At 71.5% G+C, this 25,857-nt stretch carries 20 protein-coding genes and 2 pseudogenes; 12 read left to right on the plus strand and 10 right to left on the minus strand.

From position 1 onward, the window contains the following. Positions 1-136: 136 nt before the first annotated feature. Positions 137-2,410 carry a mannosyltransferase YkcB-related protein gene (locus ACFPIH_RS13685; protein WP_381170483.1) on the minus strand — a complete coding sequence of 758 codons (2,274 nt, stop codon included), beginning with the start codon at positions 2,408-2,410 and terminating at the stop codon, positions 137-139. A gap of 166 nt (positions 2,411-2,576) precedes the next feature. Here ACFPIH_RS13685 and ACFPIH_RS13690 point away from each other — a divergent pair, with 166 nt between their 5' ends. The 5 genes from ACFPIH_RS13690 (at position 2,577) to ACFPIH_RS13710 (ending at position 10,427) form a co-directional block, all read left to right on the plus strand. After that, entirely contained in the window at positions 2,577-3,443 is an 867-nt protein-coding gene (locus ACFPIH_RS13690) for a serine hydrolase (RefSeq protein WP_381170485.1), read from the plus strand. A 57-nt stretch (positions 3,444-3,500) separates the two neighbouring features. Beyond that, positions 3,501-4,532, plus strand: a complete 1,032-nt coding sequence (locus ACFPIH_RS13695; protein ID WP_381170487.1) for an esterase-like activity of phytase family protein — start codon at positions 3,501-3,503, stop codon at positions 4,530-4,532. Positions 4,533-4,692: 160 nt separating this feature from the next. Then, positions 4,693-8,424, plus strand: a complete 3,732-nt coding sequence (locus ACFPIH_RS13700) for an ABC transporter ATP-binding protein (RefSeq protein WP_381170489.1) — start codon at positions 4,693-4,695, stop codon at positions 8,422-8,424. Positions 8,425-8,493: 69 nt separating this feature from the next. Next, the gene (locus tag ACFPIH_RS13705; RefSeq protein WP_381170491.1) at positions 8,494-8,880 is read left to right on the plus strand and encodes a hypothetical protein; all 387 of its coding nucleotides are present in this window, start codon (positions 8,494-8,496) and stop codon (positions 8,878-8,880) included. Between the two features lie 134 nt (positions 8,881-9,014). Then, entirely contained in the window at positions 9,015-10,427 is a 1,413-nt protein-coding gene (locus ACFPIH_RS13710; RefSeq protein ID WP_381170493.1) for a S28 family serine protease, read from the plus strand. 2 nt (positions 10,428-10,429) lie between these two features. On the opposite strand, the gene ACFPIH_RS13715 is transcribed toward ACFPIH_RS13710, so the two are convergent. The 3 genes from ACFPIH_RS13715 to ACFPIH_RS13725 form a co-directional block, all read right to left on the minus strand. Further along, the gene (locus ACFPIH_RS13715) at positions 10,430-14,587 is read right to left on the minus strand and encodes an nSTAND1 domain-containing NTPase (RefSeq protein ID WP_381170495.1); all 4,158 of its coding nucleotides are present in this window, start codon (positions 14,585-14,587) and stop codon (positions 10,430-10,432) included. Then, complete coding sequence (locus ACFPIH_RS13720) at positions 14,584-14,913, minus strand: CU044_2847 family protein (protein ID WP_381170497.1); 330 nt, start codon at positions 14,911-14,913, stop codon at positions 14,584-14,586. Before ACFPIH_RS13720 ends, ACFPIH_RS13715 begins: the two co-directional genes overlap by 4 nt. Before the next feature lie 144 nt (positions 14,914-15,057). Then, a complete protein-coding gene (locus ACFPIH_RS13725) occupies positions 15,058-16,836 on the minus strand; it encodes a glycoside hydrolase family 3 protein (RefSeq protein WP_381170498.1) in 1,779 nt (592 codons plus the stop codon). 370 nt (positions 16,837-17,206) lie between these two features. Here ACFPIH_RS13725 and ACFPIH_RS13730 point away from each other — a divergent pair, with 370 nt between their 5' ends. After that, positions 17,207-17,731 (plus strand): hypothetical protein, encoded by a 525-nt coding sequence (locus tag ACFPIH_RS13730; protein WP_381170500.1) that lies wholly within the window; start codon positions 17,207-17,209, stop codon positions 17,729-17,731. On the opposite strand, the gene ACFPIH_RS13735 is transcribed toward ACFPIH_RS13730, so the two are convergent. After that, positions 17,694-17,915 carry a DUF397 domain-containing protein gene (locus ACFPIH_RS13735; protein WP_381170502.1) on the minus strand — a complete coding sequence of 74 codons (222 nt, stop codon included), beginning with the start codon at positions 17,913-17,915 and terminating at the stop codon, positions 17,694-17,696. The two genes, ACFPIH_RS13730 and ACFPIH_RS13735, sit on opposite strands and share 38 nt — an antisense overlap. Positions 17,916-17,923: 8 nt before the next feature. Continuing rightward, positions 17,924-18,109: pseudogene (locus ACFPIH_RS13740) on the minus strand (Scr1 family TA system antitoxin-like transcriptional regulator); the annotation flags it as partial. Positions 18,110-18,142: 33 nt separating this feature from the next. Between ACFPIH_RS13740 and ACFPIH_RS13745 the strand changes: the two are divergent. After that, the gene (locus ACFPIH_RS13745; RefSeq protein WP_381170504.1) at positions 18,143-18,508 is read left to right on the plus strand and encodes a hypothetical protein; all 366 of its coding nucleotides are present in this window, start codon (positions 18,143-18,145) and stop codon (positions 18,506-18,508) included. A gap of 145 nt (positions 18,509-18,653) precedes the next feature. On the opposite strand, the gene ACFPIH_RS13750 is transcribed toward ACFPIH_RS13745, so the two are convergent. Beyond that, on the minus strand, positions 18,654-19,589 hold the full coding sequence (locus ACFPIH_RS13750; protein ID WP_381170506.1) for a LysR family transcriptional regulator: 936 nt from the start codon (positions 19,587-19,589) through the stop codon (positions 18,654-18,656). 88 nt (positions 19,590-19,677) lie between these two features. Between ACFPIH_RS13750 and ACFPIH_RS13755 the strand changes: the two genes are divergently transcribed. From ACFPIH_RS13755 to ACFPIH_RS13770, 4 genes are all read left to right on the plus strand, one after another. Beyond that, positions 19,678-20,589: an EamA family transporter gene (locus tag ACFPIH_RS13755; RefSeq protein ID WP_381170508.1), complete on the plus strand. Its 912-nt coding sequence runs from the start codon at positions 19,678-19,680 to the stop codon at positions 20,587-20,589. A 69-nt stretch (positions 20,590-20,658) separates the two neighbouring features. Further along, positions 20,659-21,894, plus strand: a complete 1,236-nt coding sequence (aroA, locus tag ACFPIH_RS13760; RefSeq protein WP_381170510.1) for a 3-phosphoshikimate 1-carboxyvinyltransferase — start codon at positions 20,659-20,661, stop codon at positions 21,892-21,894. Then, on the plus strand, positions 21,891-22,526 hold the full coding sequence (locus ACFPIH_RS13765; RefSeq protein ID WP_381170512.1) for a GNAT family N-acetyltransferase: 636 nt from the start codon (positions 21,891-21,893) through the stop codon (positions 22,524-22,526). The genes aroA and ACFPIH_RS13765 overlap by 4 nt, the downstream gene beginning before the upstream one ends. Next, complete coding sequence (locus ACFPIH_RS13770) at positions 22,523-22,891, plus strand: hypothetical protein (RefSeq protein ID WP_381170514.1); 369 nt, start codon at positions 22,523-22,525, stop codon at positions 22,889-22,891. The genes ACFPIH_RS13765 and ACFPIH_RS13770 overlap by 4 nt, the downstream gene beginning before the upstream one ends. Positions 22,892-22,905: 14 nt before the next feature. Here ACFPIH_RS13770 and ACFPIH_RS13775 read toward each other — a convergent pair whose 3' ends face one another. From ACFPIH_RS13775 to ACFPIH_RS13785, 3 genes are all read right to left on the minus strand, one after another. Further along, the gene (locus ACFPIH_RS13775) at positions 22,906-23,700 is read right to left on the minus strand and encodes a sugar phosphate isomerase/epimerase family protein (protein WP_381170516.1); all 795 of its coding nucleotides are present in this window, start codon (positions 23,698-23,700) and stop codon (positions 22,906-22,908) included. Between the two features lie 10 nt (positions 23,701-23,710). Next, the gene (locus ACFPIH_RS13780) at positions 23,711-24,799 is read right to left on the minus strand and encodes a bifunctional helix-turn-helix transcriptional regulator/GNAT family N-acetyltransferase (protein ID WP_381170518.1); all 1,089 of its coding nucleotides are present in this window, start codon (positions 24,797-24,799) and stop codon (positions 23,711-23,713) included. 67 nt (positions 24,800-24,866) lie between these two features. Then, positions 24,867-25,532 carry a S1 RNA-binding domain-containing protein gene (locus ACFPIH_RS13785; RefSeq protein ID WP_381170520.1) on the minus strand — a complete coding sequence of 222 codons (666 nt, stop codon included), beginning with the start codon at positions 25,530-25,532 and terminating at the stop codon, positions 24,867-24,869. A 6-nt stretch (positions 25,533-25,538) separates the two neighbouring features. Between ACFPIH_RS13785 and ACFPIH_RS13790 the strand changes: the two are divergent. Beyond that, a pseudogene (locus ACFPIH_RS13790) lies at positions 25,539-25,857 on the plus strand (hypothetical protein); the annotation flags it as partial.

Here is a 25,857-nt window from a genome sequence, read left to right on the forward strand (position 1 = left end):
CATCTACGCGGGTTGAATGGAGGCGGCACTGGGGAGAGTGACACGAACATGCGGTCCTGTCCATGACAACTGCATGTCCTTTGGGTGACAGAAACGGCCCCTGACAGGGTGTCAGGGGCCGTTGGGGCTGTACGTGTCAGCTCACGTCGGAAGCGTCCAGCCGGTAGACGGTGGAGGTGTTGCTCTGGGAGGACGTGCCGGACCCGGACCCGGACCCGGTCTCGGTCTCGGCGCTCGAGGTCGAGCTGTACTCGCTCTCCTTCACCGCCGTCCCGTTCTTCTCCACCCAGGCGGTGAGCTCCTGGTTCTGGCTGTTGTTGCCGCCCATGCCCATGCCGCCGCCGAGCTGGATGTAGTGCAGTTCACCCTTCTTCACCAGCTCCTTGAGCTTGGCGAGGGTCATCGCGTTGTCGGAGCCGGTGAAGCCGAACATCGAGATGACGGGCTTTCCGGTGCTGAGGATCATCTGGCCCGCGCTCTGCGAGTTGGACACCGCGATCAGCCACTTGGCGCCGTCCTGGTGCTTCTCCAGGTATGACACGAGCTGACTGTCGGCGCCGCCGCCCATACCGCCGCCACCGCCGCCCATACCGCCACCGGGCGCACCGCCGGTCCCGCCCGGCGCGCCGCCGCCACCTTGAGCCTCACCGCCCGCCGCGCCACCCGGGAACTCCCCGTTGGCGCCGCCCTGCGGAAGCTCGCCGCCACCGCCGCCGGGGAACTCCCCGCCCGCCTGGCCGCCCTGCTGCGTGCCGCCCTGCTGTGTGCCGCCCGGCATCTGACCACCGGGACCGCCGTTGCCGCCACCGTTGCCGCCGCCGAAGCCACCCCGGCCGCCGCCACCGCCCGGACCGCCCATGCCGCCCCCGGTGGAGGGACCCGCGGTCGGGTTGGTGCCGCCCATCATGCCGCTGGAGGAACCGAAGGCCGGTGAGGCGGCGTACGCCGTCGGACCCGCGAGGGCCGCCACGACCGCCGCCGCGACGGACGCGCCGAGCAGCCGCAGCCGGGTACCGGAACCGGCGGACCGCAGGACGAACAGCCCCACGATCGCTAGGACCGTCAGCACACCGATGACCGGCCACAGCCAGGTGTTCCAGCCGGTGGCCCGGCGCAGCAGCACGATCGCCCAGACACCGGTGACGGCCAGGCCGGCCGGCAGCACCCACGACCAGCGCGCGTCACCGCTCCTGAAGGCCCGCCACAGCATCACGCCGCCGCCACCGCACAGCGCCGCGATGCCCGGGGCGAGCGCGGTCGTGTAGTACGGGTGCATGGTGCCCTCGGCCATGGCGAAGGTCAGGTAGTGCAGCACCAGCCAGCCGCCCCACAGCACCAGCGCGGCACGGGTGAGGTCGGTGCGCGGGGCCCGGCCGCACAGCACCAGCCCTGCGACGAGGGCGATGCCCGCGAAGGGGATCAGCCAGGAGATCTGGCCGCCGAGGATGTCGTTGAACATCCGGCCGACGCCCGCGGTCCCGGCGAAGGTACCGCCGCCACCGCCCCCGCCACCGCCGCCTCCGCCGTTGCCCTCGCCGCCGAGGACGCGGCCCAGGCCGTTGTAGCCCATGATCAGGTCCCAGGCGCTGCCGTCGGTCGAACCGCCGATGTAAGGACGGTCGTCGGCGGGCACGAGCGAGACCGCCATGGCCCACCAGAAGCTGGAGACGGCCAGCGCCACAGCCGCGAGGGCCAGGTTGACGGCCTTCTTCTTCCAGCCCAGCCTCGACGCGTACACGTACACGGCGAAGACGGCGGGCAGGGCGATGTAGCCCTGGAGCATCTTGGTGTTGAAGGCGAGGCCGAAGCACACGGCGGAGCCGATGAGCGGCAGCAGCCGGTCGTCGCGCGTGGCGCGCAGCGCGAGGGCCGCGCCCGCGACCATCAGCAGCACCAGAATGGTGTCCGGGTTGTTGTCACGGTTGATGGCGACCGTGATCGGCGTCAGCGCGAGGACGAGCGCCGCGACGGCGGCGGCCACATGCCCGAAGACCCGCTTCACGGAGGAGTGCAGGATCCAGATCGTGCCGAGTGCCGCCCCGATCTCCGGCGCCATCATCTGCCAGGTGCCGAAACCGAAGATCCGGCAGGACAGGCCCATGATCATGAGCGCGAACGGCGGCTTGTCGACGGTGATGAAGTTCCCGGCGTCGAGCGAGCCGAAGAACCACGCCTCCCAGCTCTTCGTGCCGCTGTAGATCGCCGCGCTGTAGAAGCTGTTGAGGCTGTTGGACGACAGGTTCCAGCCGTAGAGCACGGCTGCCAGGACCAGGATCGCGACGAGCACGGGCAGCGACCAGCGCGGCGCGCTGTCCGGTGGCGGCGCCTGGGGACTCGCGGGGGAGGCCGTCGGCGGAGCCCAGTCGGGGGACACGGTCGGGTGGGGGAGTGGATCGGTGGCAGATGTCACCCTCCGCATGCTGTACGCCGGTTGTGGGTGGTCGCTGTGCCGAAGCTGGCCGCGACCTGTGAAGAGGCACAGGGGCCGGTAACGGGTTGCCCAGGCTTTGCCCAATACTCCAGGTACTTCGGCACGTTCGTACAACCATTCATACGAACTGATGAGTCAACTGGGTATGACTCACCGGACTTCACGACGCGCGTCACGACGCGGGAGAGGGCTGGTCGCCGGCGCGCTCGGCACCGGCCTTCTCATAACCGGCGTGGCCACCGCCGCGCCCGCCTCGGCCGCCGCACCCGCCGTCAGCTGTACGTCGAGCAAGGCAGCTCTCGCCACCAAGCTGAAGAAGGACATCACCGCCGCCCTCAGGACCCGCAAGGGCACGGTCGCCGTCGGACTCTACGACCGCAGCACCAACACCACCTGCACCCTGCGCCCCTCCACGGCCTACGACTCGGCCAGCGTCGTCAAGGTGACCGTCCTCTCCGCGCTGCTGTGGGACGCGCAGAAGACGCACCGCGCGCTCACCAGCCGCGAGAAGACGCTCGCCACCAACATGATCACCAAGTCGGACAACGCCTCCACCTCCACCCTGTGGAGCCAGCTCGGCCTGACGAAGATCAAGAAGTTCCTCACCGCCGCCAAGATGACCCAGACCAAGCCGGGCACGGGCGGCTACTGGGGCCTGACCCAGATCACGGTGACCGACGAGCAGAAGCTGCTCAAGCTGATCACCGCCAAGAACACCGTCCTCACCGACGCCTCGCGCTCCTACGTCAGCACGCTGATGGGCAAGGTCATCTCCTCGCAGCGCTGGGGCACCCCGTACGGCAGGCCGTCGAACGTCTCCTGGCACGTCAAGAACGGCTGGCTGTCGCGCGCCACGCACGGCTGGCGCATCCACAGCGTCGGCACGTTCAAGGGCGGCGGCCACGACTACATGATCAGCGTCCTCACCCAGGACAACAGCACGATGAACTACGGCATCACGACCATCCAGGCCGTCGCCAAGGTCATCCACAAGGATCTGGCCGCTTCCTGAGCGAGCCTTTACGCACCGTCCCACCGCACGTCACCGGCCCGCCCTACGGTGACGCCCATGCGCCTGCGAACCGTACTCGCCACCCTCACCGCCGGCCTGGCGGCGGCCACCTGTCTGACCGCCGCCGGGACCGCGAACGCCAACCCCCAAGCCCGTAACGCCTGTTCACCCACGGTCTCCCTCGACCGCTTCTCCGACGTCCTCGACAAGACGACGTACGACGGCACCTTCGTCGGCAACTTCTCCGCCCTCGCGCTCGACGGCGACGGCTCCCTCGCCGCCCTCTCCGACCGCTCCTCCCTCTTCGACCTGAACGCGAGAACCCTCGCCCCGAAGAAGGTCGTCCAGCTCGCCGACGAGAACGGCGCCGCGCTCGACTCCGAGGGCCTGGTGATCGACCGGGACGGCACGCGCCTGATCACCTCCGAGACCGAGCCGTCGATCCGCCGCTACAGCGCCGACGGCAGGATCCTCGACCGCCTCCCCGTCCCCGCCTCGCTCCTCGTCGCCCCCGCCGGACGCGCCACGACGAACCAGACCTTCGAGGGCCTCACCCTCCTCCCCGGCGGCCGTACCCTCCTCGCCTCGATGGAGTACGCGATCTCCGGCGACACCGCCGGCATCGTCCGCTTCCAGACCTGGACCAGGACCAGGGGGAACCACTTCCGGCTCGCTGCCCAGTACGCCTACCGCACCGACGACCCCATCCTCGGCGTCCCCGAGGTCCAGGCCCTCCCCGACGGCCGCCTGCTCGTCCTGGAGCGCGGCTTCACCGCGGGCGTCGGCAACACGGTCCGCCTCTATCTGGCCGACCCCCGCCACGCCACGGACACCAGCCGGATAGACAACCTCACCGGTCAGCCGGACGTGCGCCTGATCAAGAAGACCCTCCTCACCGACATCGTGACCTGCCCGTCACTCGGCGCGACCGCCAAGCAGCCCCAGCCGAACCCCCTCCTCGACAACATCGAGGGCATGGTGGTCACGGGCCGCGACAAGGGCGCCTTCAAGGTCCTCCTGGTCAGCGACGACAACCAGAACGCCGCCCAGACGACGAGGTTCTACTACCTGCGGGTACGAACCCCCTGAAATCCGGCACCCCAGGGGCGCGGGGAACTGCGCGATCAGCCACGACGGCGCGGCAGTCGCCACCCGGCCGCACCCACCCATTGTTGCGGAGGGATGAAATCCGCTTCGGTCGACGTTGGTGCCTTCCGGTAGAGCAGGTCAGGAATCGGAGGGCACCGGCGTGACAGAGCAACGGGGATGGGCACGACGACTCGCGGGATACGCCTGGCGGTACCGCAAGGACGTCGTCCTGGCCCTGGGCTCCTCGCTCCTCGGCATGGGCGTCATGGCACTCGTGCCGCTGGTCACCAAGGTGATCATCGACGACGTCATCGGCGGCCACACCCGTGACATGGCCCCCTGGGCGGGCACGCTCATCGCCGCCGCCGTCCTCGTCTACGTCTTCACCTACGTCCGCCGCTACTACGGCGGCCGGCTCGCCCTGGACGTCCAGCACGACCTGCGTACCGAGATGTTCGGGACGATCACCCGGCTCGACGGCCGCCGCCAGGACGAGCTGTCCACCGGACAGGTGGTCGGCCGCGCCACCAGCGACCTCCAGCTCATCCAGAGCCTGCTCTTCATGCTCCCGATGACGGTCGGGAACATCGCCCTCTTCGTGATCTCCCTCGTGGTGATGGCGTGGCTGTCGCTGCCCCTCACCCTCGTGGCCCTCGCGGTCGCCCCCGCCCTGTGGTGGATCGCCAAGCGCAGCCGCAGCAAACTGCACCCCGCCACCTGGTACGCCCAGGCGCAGGCGGCGGCCGTCGCGGGCGTGGTCGACGGCGCGGTGAGCGGCGTACGCGTGGTGAAGGGCTTCGGACAGGAGGACCAGGAGACCGGGAAGCTGCGGGAGGTCGGCCGCCGGCTCTTCGCGGGCCGCCTGCGCACGATCCGCCTGAACGCGCGGTACACCCCCGCCCTCCAGGCCGTCCCCGCGCTCGGCCAGGTCGCCATGCTGGCGCTGGGCGGCTGGCTCGCCGTACGCGGCCACATCACGCTCGGCACGTTCGTCGCGTTCTCCACCTACCTCGCCCAGCTCGTCGGCCCGGTCCGGATGCTCGCGATGGTCCTCACCGTCGGCCAGCAGGCCCGGGCCGGCACCGAGCGCGTCCTGGAGCTGATCGACACCGAGCCGTCGATGACGGACGGCACCAAGGAACTCCCCGCCGACGCCCCCGCGACCGTCGAGTTCGACGACGTCTCCTTCGGCTACGACGCCGACCGTCCCGTCCTCGACGGGCTCAGCTTCGAGATCGGCCCGGGCGAGACCCTCGCGGTCGTCGGCTCGTCGGGGTCCGGAAAGTCCACGGTCTCCCTGCTCCTCCCGCGCTTCTACGACGTCACCCGCGGCGCCGTCCTGATCGGCGGCCACGACGTCCGCGAGCTCACCCTCGACTCGCTGCGCGCCGCGATCGGACTGGTCCCGGAGGACTCCTTCCTCTTCTCCGACACGGTCCGCAACAACATCGCGTACGGCCGCCCGGAGGCGACGGACGAGGAGATCCTCAAGGCCGCCCGCGCCGCCCAGGCCGACCGTTTCATCGCCGAGCTGCCCGAGGGCTACGACACCAGGGTCGGCGAGCACGGCCTGACCCTCTCCGGCGGCCAGCGCCAGCGCGTCGCCCTCGCCCGCGCGATCCTCACCGACCCGCGTCTGCTGGTCCTGGACGACGCGACCTCCGCCGTGGACGCGCAGGTCGAGCACGAGATCCACGAGGCGCTGAGGCAGGTCATGGCGGGCCGCACCACCCTCCTCATCGCCCACCGCCGCTCCACCCTCGCCCTCGCCGACCGCATCGCCGTCCTGGACGCCGGCCGCCTCGCCGACGTCGGCACCCACGAGGAACTCCAGCGGCGGTCCCCCCTCTACCGGCGCCTCCTCACCGACCCCGACGAACTCGGCGGCGTCTCGCCCGGCCACGCCCAGCCGGCGGAGTCCGCCGCCGACACCCCCGTACGGGACTCCGTACGCGACGAACTGGATGCCGAGTTCGACGCCGAGCGCGGCATCACGCCCCGGCTGTGGGCGGGGGAGCGGGCGCCCCGGGACGCCGCGATGGACGGCATGCCGGCCACCCCCGAACTCCTCGCGCAGGTGGAGGCGCTGCCGCCCGCCGACGGCACCCCGGACGTGGACGAGATCCGCGCGGTCACCCCCGAGGAGTCCTACGGCCTGCGCAGGCTGCTGCGGGGCTTCGGCCTCCCGCTCCTCGTCAGTCTCGGCATGGTCGCCGTGGACGCCGGGATGGGACTGCTGCTGCCGGTCATGATCCGCCACGGCATCGACGACGGTGTGTCGAAAGCGGCCCTCGGCGCGGTCTGGGCGGCCTCGCTGCTCGCGCTTCTCACGGTGGCCGTCCAGTGGGTGGCGCAGACCGGCGAGACCCGGATGACCGGCCGTACCGGCGAACGCGTCCTCTACGCCCTCCGTCTGAAGATCTTCGCCCAGCTCCAGCGCCTCGGCCTCGACTACTACGAGCGGGAGCTGACCGGCCGGATCATGACGAGGATGACGACCGACGTCGACGCCCTCTCGACCTTCCTCCAGACGGGCCTGGTCACCGCGTTCGTCTCGGTCGTCACCTTCTTCGGCATCATGGGCGCCCTGCTGGTGATCGACCTGGAGCTCGCGCTCGTCGTGTTCGCGACCCTCCCGCCGCTGATCGTCGCCACGTACTTCTTCCGCCGCGCGAGCGTGAAGGCGTACGAACTCGCCCGTGAGCGGGTGTCGACGGTCAACGCGGACCTCCAGGAGTCCGTCTCCGGGCTGCGGATCGTGCAGGCGTTCCGGCGCGAGGGCGACGGCGGGGCGCGGTTCGCCGAGCGCAGCGACAGCTACCGTCAGGCCCGCATCCGGGGCCAGTGGCTGATCTCGATCTACTTCCCCTTCGTCCAGCTGCTGTCGTCGGTGGCCGCGGCGGCCGTCCTGATCGCCGGCGCGGGACGGGTGGACGCGGCGACCCTGACCACAGGCGCCCTGGTCGCGTATCTCCTCTACATCGACCTGTTCTTCGCCCCCGTCCAGCAGCTCTCGCAGGTCTTCGACGGCTACCAGCAGGCCACGGTGTCCCTGGGCCGCATCCAGGAACTCCTCCAGGAGCCCACGTCCACGAAGAGGGCCGACGAGCCCCTCGAAGTCCTCTCCCTGCGCGGCGAGATCGCCTTCGAGGAGGTCTGTTTCGCGTACGGCGAGGGGGAGGAGGCCCTCGGAGGCATCGACCTGCGCATCCCTGCCGGCCAGACCGTCGCCTTCGTCGGCGAGACCGGCGCCGGCAAGTCCACCCTCGTCAAACTGGTGGCCCGCTTCTACGACCCGACGAGCGGCCGGGTGACGGTCGACGGCACGGACCTGCGCACCCTGGACCTCACGTCGTACCGCCACCGTCTGGGCGTCGTCCCGCAGGAGGCGTACCTCTTCCCCGGCACCGTCCGCGACGCCATCGCCTACGGCCGCCCGGACGCGACCGACGCCGAGGTGGAGGCGGCGGCGCGGGCGGTCGGCGCGCACGAGATGATCGCCACGCTCGACGGCGGCTACCTCCACGAGGTCGCCGAGCGCGGCCGCAACCTGTCCGCCGGCCAGCGGCAGCTGATCGCCCTGGCGCGGGCGGAGCTGGTCGACCCGGACGTACTGCTCCTCGACGAGGCCACCGCCGCCCTGGACCTGGCCACGGAAGCCCAGGTCAACCAGGCCACGGACCGCCTCGCGGGCCGCCGCACCACCCTCGTCGTCGCCCACCGCCTCACCACGGCGGCCCGCGCGGACCGGGTGGTCGTGGTGGACCACGGCCGGGTCGCGGAGGACGGCACGCATGACGAGCTGCTGGCTCTGGACGGGCGGTACGCGCGGCTGTGGCGGACGTTCGTCGGGGCGGCCGAGCCCGAGGAGCCGGTAGGCGCGTCCCGCTGAGCCCGTGCAACCATCCGACATATGTCCTGCGTCCGTACACCTGTACGGCATATGGAGGAGGGGTGGGGCATGGCAGGCGGAGTGCGCCGACGGCTGGCGGCCGTGATGGCCGTGCTGACCGCCTGCGGGATCCTCGCGATCGCCGCACCGGCCACCGCACAGGCCGCGTCGGCACCCTGCCCCGGCCGCAAGGTGCGTACCGTCTCCTTCCCCACCGGCTCCGTGCAGGTCTACAAGAGCGGCGACTGGATCTGCGCCGTCACCGTCCAGACCCACCCCGGCACCCGGCGGCACATGTCGGTGAGCGTGCAGGCGCGCGGCCATCGCCCGGTGCTCAGGGCACGGAAGAGCACCCGCAGTTCCCCGGCCGTGCGCGTCTACGCCGGTCACCGCAGCGTGTTGGTGAAGGGCTCGGTCGGCAGTCGCTCAGGCAGCTCGGGCTGGTTCCGCTGCTGAACCTCTGACCCCCCTCCGACCCTCCTCTGGCCTCAACCCCCTCTGGTGTGAAGGGTGTTGCTCCGATAGTTTCCGGCGCACATCCGTTTCACAGGGAACACGGGGAACACAGGGAACAGGGAGGGTGCACGCGCATGCGCAAGGCGCTCAGATGGCTGCTGGCGCTCGTCGTGCTCATAGGCACGCTGAGCACGGCGGGCGCGGCGACCGCCGCCGAACCGGAGCCGGCAGACATCAAGGACCGACTTCTCGCGATCCCGGGCATGAGCCTGATCCAGGAGAAGCCGTACCCCGGCTACCGCTACTTCGTCCTCAACTACACCCAGCCGGTCGACCACCGGCACCCCTCCAAGGGCACCTTCCAGCAGCGCATCACCGTGCTGCACAAGGACATCAGCCGCCCCACGGTCTTCTACACCGGCGGCTACAACGTCTCCACCACCCCCGGCCGCCGTGAACCGACCCAGATCGTCGACGGCAACCAGGTCTCCATGGAGTACCGCTACTTCACCCCGTCCCGTCCCGCCCCGGCCGACTGGTCCAAGCTGGACATCTGGCAGGCGGCGAGCGACCAGCACCGCATCTTCAAGGCGCTGAAGAAGATCTACGGCAAGAACTGGATCTCAACGGGCGGCTCGAAGGGCGGCATGACCGCCACCTACTACGAGCGCTTCTACCCGCACGACATGGACGGCGTGGTGGCCTACGTCGCCCCCAACGACGTCGTCAACGACGAGGACTCGGCGTACGACCGCTTCTTCGCGGGCGTCGGCACCAAGGAGTGCCGCGACCGCCTGAACGCGGTCCAGCGCGAGGCCCTGGTGCGCCGCGCGCCGCTGGAGAAGAAGTACGCGGCGTACGCGGCCGAGAACGGCTTCACCTTCACCACCGTCGGCAGCCTGGACAAGGCCTACGAGGCGGTCGTCCTGGACTACGTCTGGGGCTTCTGGCAGTACAGCCTGCTGTCGGACTGCGACACGATCCCCGCCAACGCCACGACCGCGACCGACGACGAGATCTGGACGTCGATCGACACGATCTCCGGCTTCTCCTTCTACACGGACCAGGGCCTGGAGCCCTACACCCCGTACTACTACCAGGCGGGCACCCAACTCGGCGCGCCCACCATCGGCTTCCCGCACATCGAGAGGAAGTACATCCGCTACGGCTACCAGCCCCCGCGCAACTTCGTCCCCCGTGACATCCGGATGCGCTTCCAGCCCGGCGCCATGCGGGACGTCGACAGCTGGGTGAAGCACAACGCCCGGCACATGCTCTTCGTCTACGGCCAGAACGACCCGTGGGGCGCGGAACGCTTCCGCGTGGGTGCGGGCGCGCGTGACTCGTACGTCTTCACGGCCCCCGGCCTCAACCACGGCGCGAACGTCGCAGGCCTGACCACGGACCAGAAGACCCTGGCCACGGCCCGCATCCTGGACTGGGCGGGCGTCCCGTCGCCGACCGTCGCCCAGGCGAAGCCGCTCGCGAAGTTCGACGCGAAGCTGGACGTCCGGGACGTGGAGCGGGAGCCCGCGCTTCGGCCGTGAGGTCAGTCGGTGGGGCAGACGGGGGCCACTGATTCGTCGGGGAGGTAGGCGGCGCGTTCCTGTGGGGTGAGGTCGCGGTGGACGACTCGGCAGATCCTCTGGATGGCTTCGGAGGGGTCGACGACGGCGTCCGCGTCCCACAGGCGCACCGTCTTGTCCTCGTCGGCGGTGGCGATGGTGTGGCTGTCGGGGCTGAAGGCCACGCCGTCCACCCAGTCGGCATGCCCGATCAGGGGGGCGCGGGTCCTGCCGGTGTGCGCGTCCCACACTCGGGCGGTGAAATCGACGCTGGCAGTGGCGATGAGGCGGCCGTCCTTGCTGAAGGCGACTCCGTAGACCTCGGCGGTGTGTCCTTTGAGGGTGACGCGTGGTGTGCCGCTGTCCACGTCCCACAGCCACGCCGTCTTGTCGTCGCTGGCGGTGGCGATGGTGTGGCTGTCCGGGCTGAAGGCCACCGCTTTCACCTCGTCGATGTGTCCTTCGAGGGTGGCGCGTGGTTTCCCGGTCTTCGCGTCCCAGAGGCGGGCGGTCTTGTCTGCGCCGGCGGTGGCGATCGTGCGGCCGTCGGGGCTGAAAGCGACTCCGTACACCTGGTCGGTGTGTCCTTCGAGGGTGGCGCGTGGTTTGCCGGTGTCCGCATCCCACAATCGTGCGGTGTAGTCCACACCGGCGGTGGCGATGGTGTGGCTGTCGGGACTGAAGGCCACCGCTTTCACCTCGTCGGTGTGTCCTTTCAGGGTGGCGCGTGGTTTCCCGGTCTTCGCGTCCCAGAGGCGGGCGGTCTTGTCTGCGCCGGCGGTGGCGATCGTGCGGCCGTCAGGGCTGAAGGCCACCCCGTACACGGCCTTGGTGTGTCCCTTGAGAGTGGCGCGCGGTCTGCCGGTGGTGGCATCCCAGAGGCGGGCGGTCTTGTCGTCGCTGGCGGTGGCGACGGTGCGGCCGTCGGGGCTGTACGCCACCGCCCTCACCGCCTCGGTGTGCCCGGCGAGGATCGTCCGGGACCGGGCGACATTTGTGTCCCAAAGACGTACGACCTTGTCACGGCCTGCGGTGGCGAGGATGCGGCCGTTGGGACTGAAGGCCACTGCGAAGACGACGTCGGTGGCGCCGTTGAGGGCATCCCGGGGCGTGCCGGTGGCCACGTCCCACAGCCGCACCGGGCGTTCGAGGCCGACGGTGGCCAGGGTGCGGTTGTCGGGGCTGAAGGCCACCCCGATCACCTGTTCGGTGTATCCGCTGAGAGCGATACGGGGCTTGCCGCTGGGCATGTTCCACAGTTGGGTGGAGTAGTCCAACCCGACGGTGGCGAGCGTGCGCCCGTCGCGGCTGAAGGCCAGCGCGACGACGTCGGCGGTGTGCTTCTTGAGGACGGTGCGCGGCTTGTCGGTGTCGGCGTCCCACAGGATCGCCGTCTTGTCGGTGCTCCCGGTGGCGATGGTGTGGCCGTCGGGGCTGTAGGCCACCGCGTTCACGTCGGCGGTGTGCTTCTTGAGGATCGGGCCGGGCTTGCCGGTGCTCGCGTTCCACAGCCGTGCCGTGTTGTCGTTGCTGGCGGTGGCGATCGTGCGGCCGTCGGGGCTGAAGGCCACCCCGTTCACCCAGTCGGTGTGCCCCTTCAGGACATGGCGTGGCTTGCCTGTGGCCGCGTTCCACACCCGTACCGTCTTGTCCTTGCCGGCGGTGGCGATCGTGCGGCCGTCGGGACTGAACGCCACGGACCACACCACGTCGGTGTGTCCTTTGAGGACGGCGCCGGGCCTGCCGGTGCCGACGTCCCACAGCCGTACTGTCTTGTCGGCGCTGGCACTCGCGAGGGTGCGGCCGTTCGGACTGAACGCCACGCGGTACACGTCACTTGCGTGCCCCGACAGCCGGCGATGCATCGGCAGGAGGGCGGCCGTGGTCCGCAGATCCTCCACCGCCTCGGCCGTATGACTGCTGCGATACGCCTGGATCGCCAGCAGCGACGCAAGATCGGTGTTCGTGCCGCTGATCTCGTTGGACTGCGCCGCCAACTGCCGGGACACCGCCGCCCGCCGCGCCTCATTCACCGTCCGCCACTGCCAGATCGCACCCCCCGCCGCCACCAACGCCAGAACCAGCAACCCCCCGAGCACCGCGTTCAGCCGCCGGCTCCGCCGGATGACCGCCCGCTGCCGTTGCCGGCTCGCCGTGAGGAACTCGGAGATGTCGGACGGCAGATGGCGTCGGCGGGACCACTCCAGCCCCTCCGCGAGGGCCGTGCCGCCGAGCAGGTCGCCGGGGTCCTTGTCCGCGTCCGCCCAGCGGGACTGCCGTTCGTGGGTGTGGCTGAGCCATTCCTGGAAGCGGTGGTCCTGGTTGACCCATTCGCGCAGTGCGCCCCAGTCGCGGATGAGTGCCTCGTGGATCAGTTCGGCGACCGGCTCCCCGGGGGAGTCCTCGGGGTCACGGGGGCCGTGCAGGGTCTGCGTGGTGATGATGCGGTGGCGTGCGAGAGAGGCGATGACCGCATCGACCGCCGCCGACTCATCGTTGGTGGGGTCGGCGGCCAGGTCGCGCAACTCATCGAGTGGAACCTGCGTGCGGACGGCCGTGATGTTGTGGCTGGGGTCGGCGGGATGTACCAGGGAGGTCAGGGCTCGCCGTGCGATGAGCTGTTGCTCGGGGGACAGTTCGCCCAGCGCGTTCTCGCACCACGTCGTCACGCTGCCGCTGACCCCGCCGATGCGCCGGTACGCCTCGTGGGTGAGGTAGCCGTCCTTGCGCCTGAGCCAGAGCTGGCTGAGCGTCATCTCCAGCAGGGGCAGCACGGTGACGGGTGCCTCGCGGGTGAGGGACGCGCCGGGGGTGGTCTCCAGGACGTCGCTGATGATCTGCTCGGGCAGCCCCGGCTGGAAGCGGAGTCCCACGTCCCGGGCGGGCAGCACGATGATGTCGTGCAGGCCCTGCTGGCTCAGCGTGCCGGGCACGTTGAGGAGGCCCGGCATCGCGGCTTCCAGCAGCTTGGGGGCCAGGGCGGCCAGTTGGGGATAGAAGTCGTCCCGCATGATCAGGATGACGGTGATCTTGGTGTAGGTGTCGGCGGCCGTGGCGACCTCGTCGATGACGGCCAGGAACTCCCGCAGCCGCCCGTCGGACGTCTGGACGAGGAGTTCCTCGAACTGGTCGATGACCAGCAGGACGCGCTGGTAGGAGGGTTCGGCGGCGAGCCGGCGGTTGACCGCCCCGGTGATGCCCTCGTCGGCCGCCCCGGGCAGCCCGGCCCGTTCGATCTCGGCGAGCATGTCCTGCCGGGGGCGGGCGAGCACGGGCAGCCAGAGGTCGCTGCCGGGCAGCTCGCCCTTCGCCAGCGCCCGCAGCACCCCGGCCTGGATCAGTGACGACTTGCCCGATCCCGACGGCCCGAGCAGCAGGGTGAGCCGCCGCTGCTGGGCGAGGTTCGTGAGGATGTGTCGTACGGCTTCCTGGCGGCCCTGGAACCAGCGGGCGTGTTCCGCGGTGAACGGCTCCAGGCCCCGGTAGGGGCACACTTCCCGTTCCGCGATTTCCGGCAGGACGTCCCGCAGTACCTGGGTCGGCGTCACGTACGCGATCCCCTGCCCCCGTTCGAACGCGTCGGGCGCGGTGATCTCGGTGAGCATGCCGACGACCAGGCCGGTGACCCCGTCGACGACGGGTCCGCCGCTGAAGCCGGTGGTGAGGTCGTTGGCGTCGGTCAGTTGCAGATGGCTGCACCGGCCGTCGGCGCCGGGCAGCAGATCGCCGCCGACGCCATAGCCGAAGTGGCCCCCGGGCGGGGCCTGCGCCGGGAAGCCGAAGGAGCGCACCGGGTGGCCCTGGCAGCCGTCCGCGGAGCCCAGGGGGAGCGGGCGTGCCCCGGCCGGCGCGCCGGTCAGCCGGATGAATGCCACGTCCTCGCCGTCCGCGGCCCGCCACAGTTCGGCCGGGACGTGACCCTGCAGGGGTTCCGCGCCGTCCACGTGGGGGAAGGTCAGCAGGATCGCCGCCCCGGGTCCGCTCCCGGCGGCCTCGACGACGTGCGCGCAGGTGACCAGCGTGCCGTCGGCCACGAGGAACCCCGTCCCGGCGACCGCCCCGTCCGGCCGGTGGATCCGGGCCACGCCGGGGAGGAGGTCCGCCGTGAAGCCGTCGCCGGGCTCCTGCCCCGCGCCGCTCACCGGGTACCGTCGCTCTCCCAGGACACCGCTACCCGCAGATGGCAGCTGGCCTCGCTCTTGGTGATGACGGCCCCGGCCTCGAAGGCCAGGTCCACCCCGAACTCGACGGTGATGTGGTCGGGGCGTGCCTTGCGCAGCGCGTCGAGGGTGGCGCGCACGGCCTCCGTGACCGGCTCCAGGGCGCCTTCGAGGGTGCTGGGCAGGTCGCGTACGGCGTCGCCGACACGGCCGGCCTTCACCGGCCCGCCGCCCCATACGGCGGCCTGCTGTTCGACGAGGATGCAGCCGCCGCCGTCCAGCGGAATCCGTGCCAGCGGTGTCACCATGCTCCGTCCGCCTCCTCCGTACCGCTTTCGACGTGGACGCCCACCAGCCTCCTTGGCGCTGGCATATGCCGCATGCCGGAGGGGGCCGTCCGTGTGAAGCCGGGCGGCGTCACACCGGCTTGGGGCGCAGCCCAGCCGACCGCGTCAGTACGTCAGGCCGTGCCCGACCGGGTACAGCACGCGGGCCGGATCGTCCGCCCGCGGCACCGGCACCGGCAGCCTTCCCCGCGGCCGTACCGTCCCGGCGACGACCCGGGCGGCGGCGAGCAGTTCGACGTCCGTCCAGGAGTAGGTGGCGAGGCAGGCCCGGGCGGCAGGCAGGTGGGCCACGTCGTACGGATTGCGGACCGCGACCGCGACCACCGGCCGCCCGCTCGCCGCCAGCCGCTCCACGAGGGTGCGCTGCGGGCTGGTGGTGGTGACGTTGTACGTCGTCACGACCACGGCGTCCGCCTTCCCGGCTGCCGCCACCGCCTGCCGGATGACCTCGTCGGCCGGTTCCGTGCCCGTGGGCAGGGCGGTGGCCGTGAACCCGAGGCCGGTCAGCGCGGTGGCGAGTACCCCGGTCGGCGGCCCGGTCGTACCGGAGGGGGAGGCCGGGTCGGCGCCCACGACCAGCAGCCGGGGGTGCGTGCGGGGGGAGAGGGGCAGCAGCGGGCCCTCGTCGACGATCAGCGTCGTCGTCCGCTCGGCGATCCGCTCGGCGAGCGCGAGATGTTCGGCCCGGCCGACCACCCGGCCGACGGCGCCCGGATCGACGTACGGCTCGTCGAGCAGCCCCAGCTTCCCCTTCAGTCGCAGAATCCGCAGCACGGACTCGTCGAGCCGCTGCTCGCTGATCTCCTTCTCCCGTACGGCGTTCAGGACGGCGTTCCAGGCGACGGCGAGGTCGGGCGGGTCGAGGAGTTGGTCGACGCCGGCCTGGAGCGCTAGTACGGGCACCCGGTCGTCGCCGTACTTCGTGCGGACGCCCGCCATGCCCAGCGCATCGGTGACGACGACCCCGTCGTAGCCGAGGCGTTCGCGCAGGATGCCGGTGACGATGGGGTGGGAGAGGGTGGCGGGGTCGCCGGAGTCGTCGAGGGCGGGCACGAGGAGATGCCCGGTCATGACGGCGTCGATCCCGGCCGCGACGGCCGCCCGGAAGGGTACGGCGTCCAGCTCCTCCCACTCCGCACGGCTGTGGGTGATGACGGGGAAGCCGGTGTGGCTGTCGACGGCGGTGTCACCGTGTCCCGGGAAGTGCTTGGCGGTGGCGGCGACCCCGGCGTCCTGGTACCCGCGCACCTCGGCCGCGACCAGGGCGCCCACGGCCTCCGGGTCGGCGCCGAAGGAGCGGACGCCGATGACGGGGTTGGCCGGGTTGACGTTGACGTCGGCGACGGGGGAGTAGTTCTGCCGGATGCCCATGGCGCGCAGTTCGCGCCCGGCGGTCAGTCCGACCTGCCGGGCATCCCGCTCGGAGCGGCCCGCGCCGAGGGCCATGGCTCCGGGGAAGAGGGTCGCGGGCCGGCCGACCCGGCACACGATCCCGTGTTCCTGGTCGGTGGCGATCAGTACGGGCAGCCCGCGGGGGAGGGCGAGGGACGCCCGCTGGATGCCGTTGGACAGCTCGGCGATCTGGCGCGGGTCACGGGTGTTGTGGGCCCAGCCGAAGTAGATGATCCCGCCCGGCCGGTACCGCTCGACCAGCTCGGCGGCGGTACGGACCCCGAGCTCCTTCAGGTTGGCGTCGACGTCGGCCCGGTCGGGCGCGGTGGCCGAGTGGCCGTACACCCGGGGGACGAAGAGCTGGCCGACCTTCTCCTCGAGGGTCATTCGGGAGACGAGTTCGTGCGGCCGGGTGCTCTCGTCGGCGCGGGCAGTACCTCCCCCGACGGTCAGGGCTGCGGTGGCGGCGAGAACGGCACGTCGGGAAGGCATGCGCTCGCTCCTTCCGGAGGCTGAGGCTGAGGTTCCGGTGGCGCACGCTACCCGCGCGGGGGCCGTCATCGGCGCATTGGAGGGGGCGCGCCGATGACGGCGGAGCCGTCGGCCGCGGTGCGGCGGAGAGGGTGCGTCGGCGATCACAGCCAGAAGCGAGGCCGACAACCGCACCGAGGGGACTCTTCCGACGGTTTTGGGGTTGGACGGGTGGGGGCCGGGACGGGTTCCCTCGGGCCCGAAGACGGTACGGGAGTGCGGCTGAGGGGCGTGCGAGCCCGGCGTAAATCGCGGGCCGTGCGCCGAGCGGCCGTCCTATCGTGTACCGCTGCCGTCCACGTCGGGACGGCCCGACGGGAGAGGCGGCGGAGTGCCGGACGCGTACGAGGTCATGCTGGAAGCCGAGTTGAACAAGGCCTTCGATGTGTGGTCCGGCTATCTGGACGCCCGGACGGGTGAGGACCCCGAGATCCGTGTCCGACTGCGCTCCTTCCTGGAGCGGGCCGGCGCGGCGGCAGCCGAAGGCGATTCCGAAAGGGCACGCGCCTTGATCGCGGACATGTATGACGAAGCCCGGGAAGCCGGCCTTCGCTGGGCTCCCTGTCTGCCACGCCCCTGTGAGGCCGACGGGCAGGCGCGCGACTACGCCAAGGACACACTGCGGCAGGTGCTCTCACTGGGCCTGCGGGACCGTCTCGACCACATCGCGATCTTCCTGAGCGTCACGAACCGCCGCATCCAGGCTGCCCCCGGGCTGGACGAGGCCACCCGCCAGGACGTCCGCTACATCACCGCCCGCGCCGGAATGGCCCTCGACCTCGCCCACGCGACCGCGGCGAGCCGCGAACTGGAACGCCTCAAGGAGATCGCACGCCGCTGGGGCGTGGAGCGCTGAGGTGCGCGCGTATGCCGGCCAGGAGGTGCGCGGCTGCGGCGGGGGTGGTGGTGAGGACGGTGGTGGGGGTTTCGGATTCTCGGAGGTGGAGGGTGGTGGGGGTTGAGCAGGCCAGTTCGAGGCAGGCGTTGCCGTCTCCGCTGCCGGAGAAGGAGGACTTCTGCCAGTTTCCGGGAGCGTTCATCGGGCCCCTCACTGTTCCTTCGCCAAGCGGTGGATGAAGTCGCGCGTGCGCTCAGGGTCGAGTGACGCCGTTTCCATTCTATGAAAGAGCGTTCGAAAGCGGCCCAGTTGGGCTTCGGAGTCGATGAGAGTCGTGCCGTGTGGTCCGTCGCGGACAACCGTGTCCAGCTTGGGGACCACTCCGCCCACGTACACCCGCCTCGTGGATCACGGTCGTGAATGGAGTCCGTGGGCATACTGGAACCGCTGGCAGCCGCCCTGCGGACCATCGACGCGGACACCGCCGCGGTGCTCGTGCAGTTCGTCGACTCATGCCTGGCAGAGCCTCAGGCACAGCAGATGTGGAGGGACCTCATGACGGCGATCCAGTACTTCTGGCGGCACCCGCTGGCCCAGCAGGTACGCGAAGAAGGGCGTGAGGAGGGGCGTTTGCGCGATCGTGTCGAGATGACCCTCAACATCCTCCGCTGGCGCGGCATCGACATCCCCGACCACGTCCGCGCTCGCGTCGAGGCATGCACAGACCTCGGCCAGCTCACCGTCTGGTCCGAGCGGGCCGTGCACGCCGCCGTCGCCGACGATCTCTTCGACTAGGCGGTTTCGTCTGGGTCGCCACTCCGTTGCGCGCCGCATCGGTGGACAGGCGCGAGCTTCCGGAACTGATCGTTTCCCTCGTCGGGCTGACGATGTGGGCGACGGCGCCGCTGCGGCGACGCGGGCGTGCACGCTCCGCTGACGACTAGGCAGTCTCGTCTCGAACCTGCCCGGGCCGGCCCGAGACCCTCGGCCAGCACTCCCGCAGGACCCGTACCGTCTCCGCGATCGCCGGGCGGCGGGCCGCGCCCTCGCGCCACAGGGCGTACAGGCGGCGGACGGGGATCGGGTCGAGCGGTACCTCCGCCACCCCCGCGGGGAGGGGGCCGCGGCCCAGGCGGGGGATCAGGGCGACGCCCAGGCCGGCCGCGACCAGGGCGACCAGGGTCGGGTTCTCGTCGGCGGTGTGGACGACGTCCGGCTCGTGGCCCGCGCCGCGCAGGGTGCGGAGCAGCCAGTCGTGGCAGACGCGGCCGGGGGGCTGGCAGATCCACCGTTCGTCGCCCAGCTCCTCCCGCCGGACCGCCGTACGGCCCGCGAAGGGGTGGCCGGCCGGGACCAGCAGGTCGCACGCGTCGTCGCCGATCACCGCGTGCTCCACGCCCGCCGGGGCGGGGAGCGGGGCGATGTCCCAGTCGTGGGCCACGGCGATGTCCACCGCGCCCTTCGCGACCAGGTCGACGGAGAGGTGAGGGTCGATCTCGCTGAGACGGGCGTCCAGGGCGGGGTGGGCGCGGGCCAGTTCGGCGAGGGCGGAGGGCAGCAGCCCGCGCGCCGCGGACGGGAACGCGGCGATCGTCAGACGGCCCGACGGAACTCCGCGCCGCTCCTCCAGCTCGGTCTCCGCCCGCTCGACGATCGCCAGCAACTCCTTCGCGGTGGCCACGAGTTGGAGCGCCTCGTCGGTGAGGCGGACGCCCCGGCCCTCGCGCTCCAGGAGCACGGTCCTCGTCTCCCGTTCCAGCTTGGCGAGCTGCTGGGAGACCGCGGACGGGGTGTAACCGAGCGCGGCCGCGGCCGCCCCGACCGTGCCGTGGACGGAGACGGCGTGCAGGGCGCGCAGACGCTGGAGATCGAGCACGGGAACTCCAAAGAAGTAGCTTCGCTTCATCCAACCATGCAGGAATCATCGCTGGTGCTACATGGTCCGTCGCGGTGATCCTCGACGCATGCGACCCGCTCACCTCGCCCTGGCCGTCCTCGTCGCCGCCGTCTGGGGTGTCAACTTCACCGTCATCGAGATCGGCCTCGACCACTTCCCGCCGCTGCTCTTCTCCGCCCTGCGGTTCCTCACCGCCGCCCTGCCCGCCGTCTTCCTCGTGGGCCGCCCCAAGGTGGCGTGGAAGTGGATCGTGGGGGTGGGGCTGGTGCTGGGGGTGGCGAAGTTCGGGCTGCTGTTCGTCGGGATGGACGCGGGGATGCCGGCCGGGCTGTCCTCCCTCGTCCTGCAGATCCAGTCCGTGTTCACCGCCGTTGTCGCCTTCGCCGTACTCGGCGAGCGGCCCACCCGGCTCCGCCTTGCGGGCATGGCCGTCGCCCTCGCCGGGATAGGTGTCGCGGCCGTGGACGAGGGCACCTCCGGGCCGCTCGGCGCCTTCGCCCTGGTCATCGCCGCGGCGGCCTGCTGGGGCGTCTCCAACGTCCTCACCCGCAAGGCGTCCCCGCCCGACTCCCTGAACTTCATGGTGTGGGTGAGTACGGTCCCGGTGCTGCCGCTCCTCGGCCTCTCGCTCCTCACGGAGGGTCCGTCGAGGGACCTGGAAGCCCTCCGGGATCTCGACTGGCAGGGCGCGGGCACGGTCGTCTACGTCGCCTGGGTCACCACGGTCTTCGGCTTCGGGGCGTGGGGCTGGCTGCTGCGCCGCCACCCGGCGTCGACCGTGGCCCCCTTCTCCCTCCTCGTCCCCGTCTTCGGCATGTCCTCCGCCGCCCTGTTCCTGGGCGAGTCGATCAGCGGCCTGCGCTGGTGCGCGGCGGCGTTGCTGGTGGGCGGGGTGGCGCTCACCTCGTTGGCGCCCGCGCGCACCTCGCGGCTCGCCACTCCGGAACCGGCGGCGCCCACCCCCACCCCCGTCCCGTAACCCGCCCGTCCCCGTCCATTTTGTGGACTTGCCCGCATCCGGCAGGTCCGGCGCGAGATCATGAGGGGCATGGCCCTCGTCGACATTCCCGGTTCCAAGTCCATCACCGCCCGCGCCCTGTTCCTCGCCGCGGCGGCCGACGGGGTCACCACCCTTCAGCGGCCGCTGCGTTCCGACGACACCGAGGGCTTCGCCGAGGGACTGGTACGGCTTGGGTACCGGGTCGGGCGGACCCCGGACGCCTGGCAGGTGGACGGGCGCCCGGAGGGTCCCGCCGTCACCGAGGCCGACGTCTACTGCCGGGACGGCGCCACCACCTCCCGCTTCCTGCCCACCCTCGCCGCCGCCGGCCACGGCACCTACCGCTTCGACGCCTCCCCGCAGATGCGCCGCCGCCCCCTGCTCCCGCTCACCCGCGCCCTGCGCGACCTGGGCGTGGACCTGCGGCACGAGCAGGCGGAGGGCCACCACCCGCTGACCGTCACCGCGCACGGCGTCGACGGCGGCGAGGTGACGCTGGACGCGGGCCAGTCCTCCCAGTACCTCACCGCCCTCCTCCTGCTCGGCCCCCTCACCCGCACCGGCCTGCGCATCACGGTCACCGACCTGGTCTCGGCGCCCTATGTGGAGATCACGATCGCGATGATGCGGGCGTTCGGGGTCGAGGTGGGCCGCGAGGGAAACACGTACGTCGTCCCGCCGGGCGGCTACCGGGCGACGACGTACCCGATCGAACCCGACGCCTCCACCGCGAGCTACTTCTTCGCCGCGGCGGCCGTCACCGGCGGCGAGGTCACCGTGCCGGGGCTCGGCCGGGGCGCGCTCCAGGGCGACCTGGGCTTCGTGGACGTACTGCGGCGGATGGGCGCGAGGGTGGACATCGCGGCGGACCGTACGACGGTGACGGGCACCGGCGAACTCCACGGCCTCACCGTCGACATGCGGGACATCTCCGACACCATGCCGACCCTGGCCGCCATCGCCCCCTTCGCCTCCGGGCCCGTACGCATCGAGAACGTCGCGAACACGCGCGTGAAGGAGTGCGACCGGCTGGACGCCTGCGCGGAGAACCTCCGGCGGCTGGGCGTTGAGGTCACCACGGGTCCCGACTGGATCGAGATCCGGCCCGGCACGCCCGAGGCGGCGGACATCAAGACCTACGGCGACCACCGCATCGTGATGTCCTTCGCGGTGACCGGCCTGCGCACGCTCGGAATCTCGTTCGACGACCCCGGCTGCGTCCGCAAGACTTTCCCCGGTTTCCACGAGGCGTTCGTCGAACTGCGGAAGGACATCGTCGGGTGAGTTTCCTATTGCGGGGGCCGGTTCTGGAGGGCGCGCTGGTGCGCCTGGAGCCGCTGGAGCGGCGGCACGCGGCCGAACTGGCGGTGGCGGCGGAGGAGAACCGGGGGACGTACACCTTCACCTGGGTGCCCAGGGCCGACGAGTTCGACGCCTACCTGGACACCCAGCTCGGCCACGCGGCGGCCGGCCGGCTCGCGCCCTACGCGCAGGTGTCCCTGGCGTCGGGGCGGGCGGTCGGCGTCACCTCGTACTTGGACCCGCGCTCCTGGCTCGACGAGGACCGGCTGGACGCCGTCGAGATCGGCTACACCTGGCTCGCCGCCTCGGCCCAGGGCACCGGCGTGAACGCGGAGGCCAAGCTTCTCCTCTTCCGGCACGCCTTCGAGGAGTGGGGCGTGTCCCGGGTCGACCTGAAGACGGATGCCCGCAACAGCCGTTCCCGCGCCGCCATAGAGAGCGTGGGGGCCCGTTTCGAGGGCGTCCTGCGCAGCTGGTCCCGTTCCTGGGCCCCCGGCGAGGAGAGCCGTCTGCGCGACTCCGCGATGTTCTCGATCACGGCGGACGAGTGGCCGTCGTGCGCGGCCCGGCTGGAGAAGCGGGTGGCGGGATACCTGCCGGGTACGGCTTCGTGAACCCCGCTCCGGCGGGGATGGGAACGTACCTGGAACGGCTGTGGCGCGGACAGATACTGTCCGCCGGCCTGGAGAGCGTCCTCACGGGCGGCAGCGCGCTCGTCTGGTACGCCCTCGCCGTGCTCCTCGACCTGGAGAACACGGCCCGCGAGCCCTGGGACCCCGACTACCCCAGCGCCCGCCCCTTCTTCCTGCTCGCGTACACCACGGGGGCATCGCTCGTCGTCACCTGGGCCCTGCGCCGCCTCCCGGCGCCCCACCGGGAGCAGCGGCTGCGCGCACTCGTGGACCGGGTGATCCTGCTCCGGGCCGCCGCGGTGGCCGCCGTCTGGGCGGCTCTGGTGGTCGCGGCCGCCGTCACCTGAGGGTCCGGTCCGGCTCAGGCCGAGTCGTTGAGGAGCCGTCCCAGGTGCCGGCGCCCGCGGTCGAGGAGACCCGGCAGCGGTGCCGCCGCCTCGTACCAGCGCTTCTCGTACTCCCAGCACAGCCAGCCGTCCCAGCCGTGCCGGGACAGCACCTCCACGCACTCGGCGAGCGGCAGCACCCCGGCGCCCAGCGCCACCGGGGTGGTGTCCTCGGCCGACGCGATGTCCTTGACCTGGACGTATCCGAGGTACGGGGACAGCGCCGCGAACGTCTCCTGCGGCTGCTCGCCGCCCAGCCAGGTGTGCATGACGTCCCACAGGGCGCCGACCTGCCGATGACCGACCGGGCCGAGGATCCGGATGGCGGCGGCACCGGTGCGGTGCGAGTCGTGGGTCTCCAGCAGGACGCGTACGTCGCGGTCGGCGGCGTACTCCGCGGCCGTGCCGAGCCTGCGCGCGGCGACGGCGTCGGCGTCCGTCTGTCCGTCCGCCCCGCCCGGGAAGACGCGGACGTACGGCGCCCCGAGGTCCACGGCGAGGTCGATCAGCGTTCTGACCTCCTCCACGACCGCCGCGTCGTCCCCGGGAGCCGCGACGCGCGCGTACCCGGCGATCCCGAGCACCTCGACGCCCGCGGCCTTGAACGCGGCGGCGACGGCGGCCCGCTCGTCCGGTCCGATGCCGGGATGGACCGGCTCCTCCGGATGGGCGCGCAGTTCGACTCCGTGGTAGCCGTGCGCGGACGCGAGTGCCAGTACCTCCGGTACCGACAGCCCGGGGACACCGAGTGTGGAGAAGGCGAGCTTCATGCCTCGGACCCTACTCGCCGGACCCCGGTCGCCGCAGATCCAGACGCCAGTCCTGGCCCACCAGGTCCTTGCCGAAGGAGTGGTGGGGCCGCTCGGCGGTGCGGACGAATCCGTGCCGCTGATAGATGTGGCGGGCGGTGGCCAGGATGTCGTTGGTCCACAGGACGAGGTCGTCGTAGCCGGTCTCGCGCGCGAAGTCGACGACCGCGCCGACCAGCCGGTCCCCGATACGGAACCCGCGGGCGTCCGGCTCGACGAGCAGCAGCCGCAGCCGGGCGGTGCCGGGCGCCTCGTCCCGTACGCACATCACGCAGCCGGCCGGCCGCCCGTCCAGCTCGGCGATCCACACCCGCTCGCGACGCGGATCGTGGTCCTCGGCGAAGTCGGCGACGATCCGGGCGACCAGCGTCTCGTACGTGGCGTCGAACCCGTACTCGGCCGTGTAGAGCGCGGCGTTGCGCTGCACGATCCACCCGAGGTCCCCGGGCTCCGGCCCACGCAGCACGACATCGCCGGGCGTCGGCGGTTGGTGGCGCGGGGCGCTCCGGTCGGCCTGGCCACTCGGGTCGGTCTGGTCGCTCGGGTCGGTTGGGTCGCTCGGGTCGGCCGGATGGGCTGGGCCGGTCCGGACGCTCGGGCCGGTCCGGTCGCTCCGGTCGCTCGGGTCGGTCGGATTCACCCGGTCGTTCAGCAGGCCGCGAATGGTTCGCATGGCCTCCGCGAGCCGTGCCCGGTCGGCGGGCGCGACGCTCCCCAGCAGTTCCCCGGTGCTCTCCTGCGCCCGCTCGTCGAGCAACCCCGCGGCGTCCCGGCCGCGCGCGGTGAGGACGACCCGGCGCCGCCGCGAGTCCTCCTCCGACGGCGTCCGCTCGACCAGCCCGTCCTGCTCGAACCGGTTGAGGATCCGGGTCAGATAGCCCGAGTCCAGCGAGAGCGCGGCCCGCAGATCGGCCGCGTCCGTGCGGGGCGCGTGCGCGAGTTCGTACAGGACGCGGGACTCGGTGAGGCTGTAGGGGGCATAGAGGTGGCGTGCGTAGTCGAGGGCGCCGATGACGTTCGTGTAGAAGCGGTTGAAGGCGCGGAACTCCTGGACTGTCATGCCCGACTCCCATCCCATCCCCACGATCTCTGACTCAGTCAGAGATAAGGTCACGACGAGAGTAGCGTCATGCCCGGGCGAAGGTCACCCTGCGCCCTTCCCTTTCGATGCCCGTGACGACGACGGTGATCTCGTCGCCGGCCTCCACATCCGCACCGGCGTCCGCCTGCGGAACCAGCCCTTGGACGCCGTCGGCGACCAGGACGAAGAAGCCGAAGGGGACCACCTTGGTCACCCGGCCGGGCAGCACCGTGCCGATCTCGGTCCCCTCCGCGAACGCCCGGAAGGGATCCGGCAACGTCGCCCGCAGGGACAGCCGTGCCTCCCCGTTCGACAGGAACTCGCACGACACCCGTTGCCCGACCCGTACGACGTCCGAGGCGTCCTCGAAGTACCGCCAGGACAGTTCGGGGAAAGTGATGAAGCCGACGCCGGGGAAGACAGGGTGGGCCGGACCGTCGTCCAGGGCGACGAACACGCCGAAGCTCTCGATCGACGCGACCGTCCCGGCGAGGACCTCACCGCGGCGGAGACCGTCGAGGAAACCCCAGAGCCCGGGGTCGGCCGTGGCGGCCATGGACAGCAGAACGCGCTCCGGGTCCGGCTCGACGGCCAGGACGAGGCCGCTGATCCGCTCCCCGGCCCGGATCTCCTCCCTTCCCCTCCGCCCCCAGGGCAGGTCGAGGAACCCGACCACCCCGAAGGGCCCTCCGGGAGACCCGTCCAGGCTCACGGAGACATGACGACGCCCCACCTCCACCACAACCCCACCAACCACATCCCCAACCCGAACCCCCACCGCCGAGCCCCCACCACCCCGCCCGCAGCGCGCCGCTTCCCCGCCCCGGCCCCCCGCCGGGGAGCCTTCGGAGTCCTGCTGACGGCGCGCCGCTTCCCCGCCCCGAACCCCCACCGCCGAGCCCCCACCACCCCGCCCGCAGCGCGCCGCTTCCCCGTCCCGGCCCCCCGCCGGGGAGCCTTCGGAGTCCTGCTGACGGCGCGCCGCTTCCCCGCCCCGGCCTTCCGCTCCCGCTCCCGGTCTCGCCCCTGGGGAACCC

Source organism: Streptomyces vulcanius (genome assembly GCF_042653945.1).
Taxonomy (GTDB): domain Bacteria; phylum Actinomycetota; class Actinomycetes; order Streptomycetales; family Streptomycetaceae; genus Streptomyces; species Streptomyces mangrovi.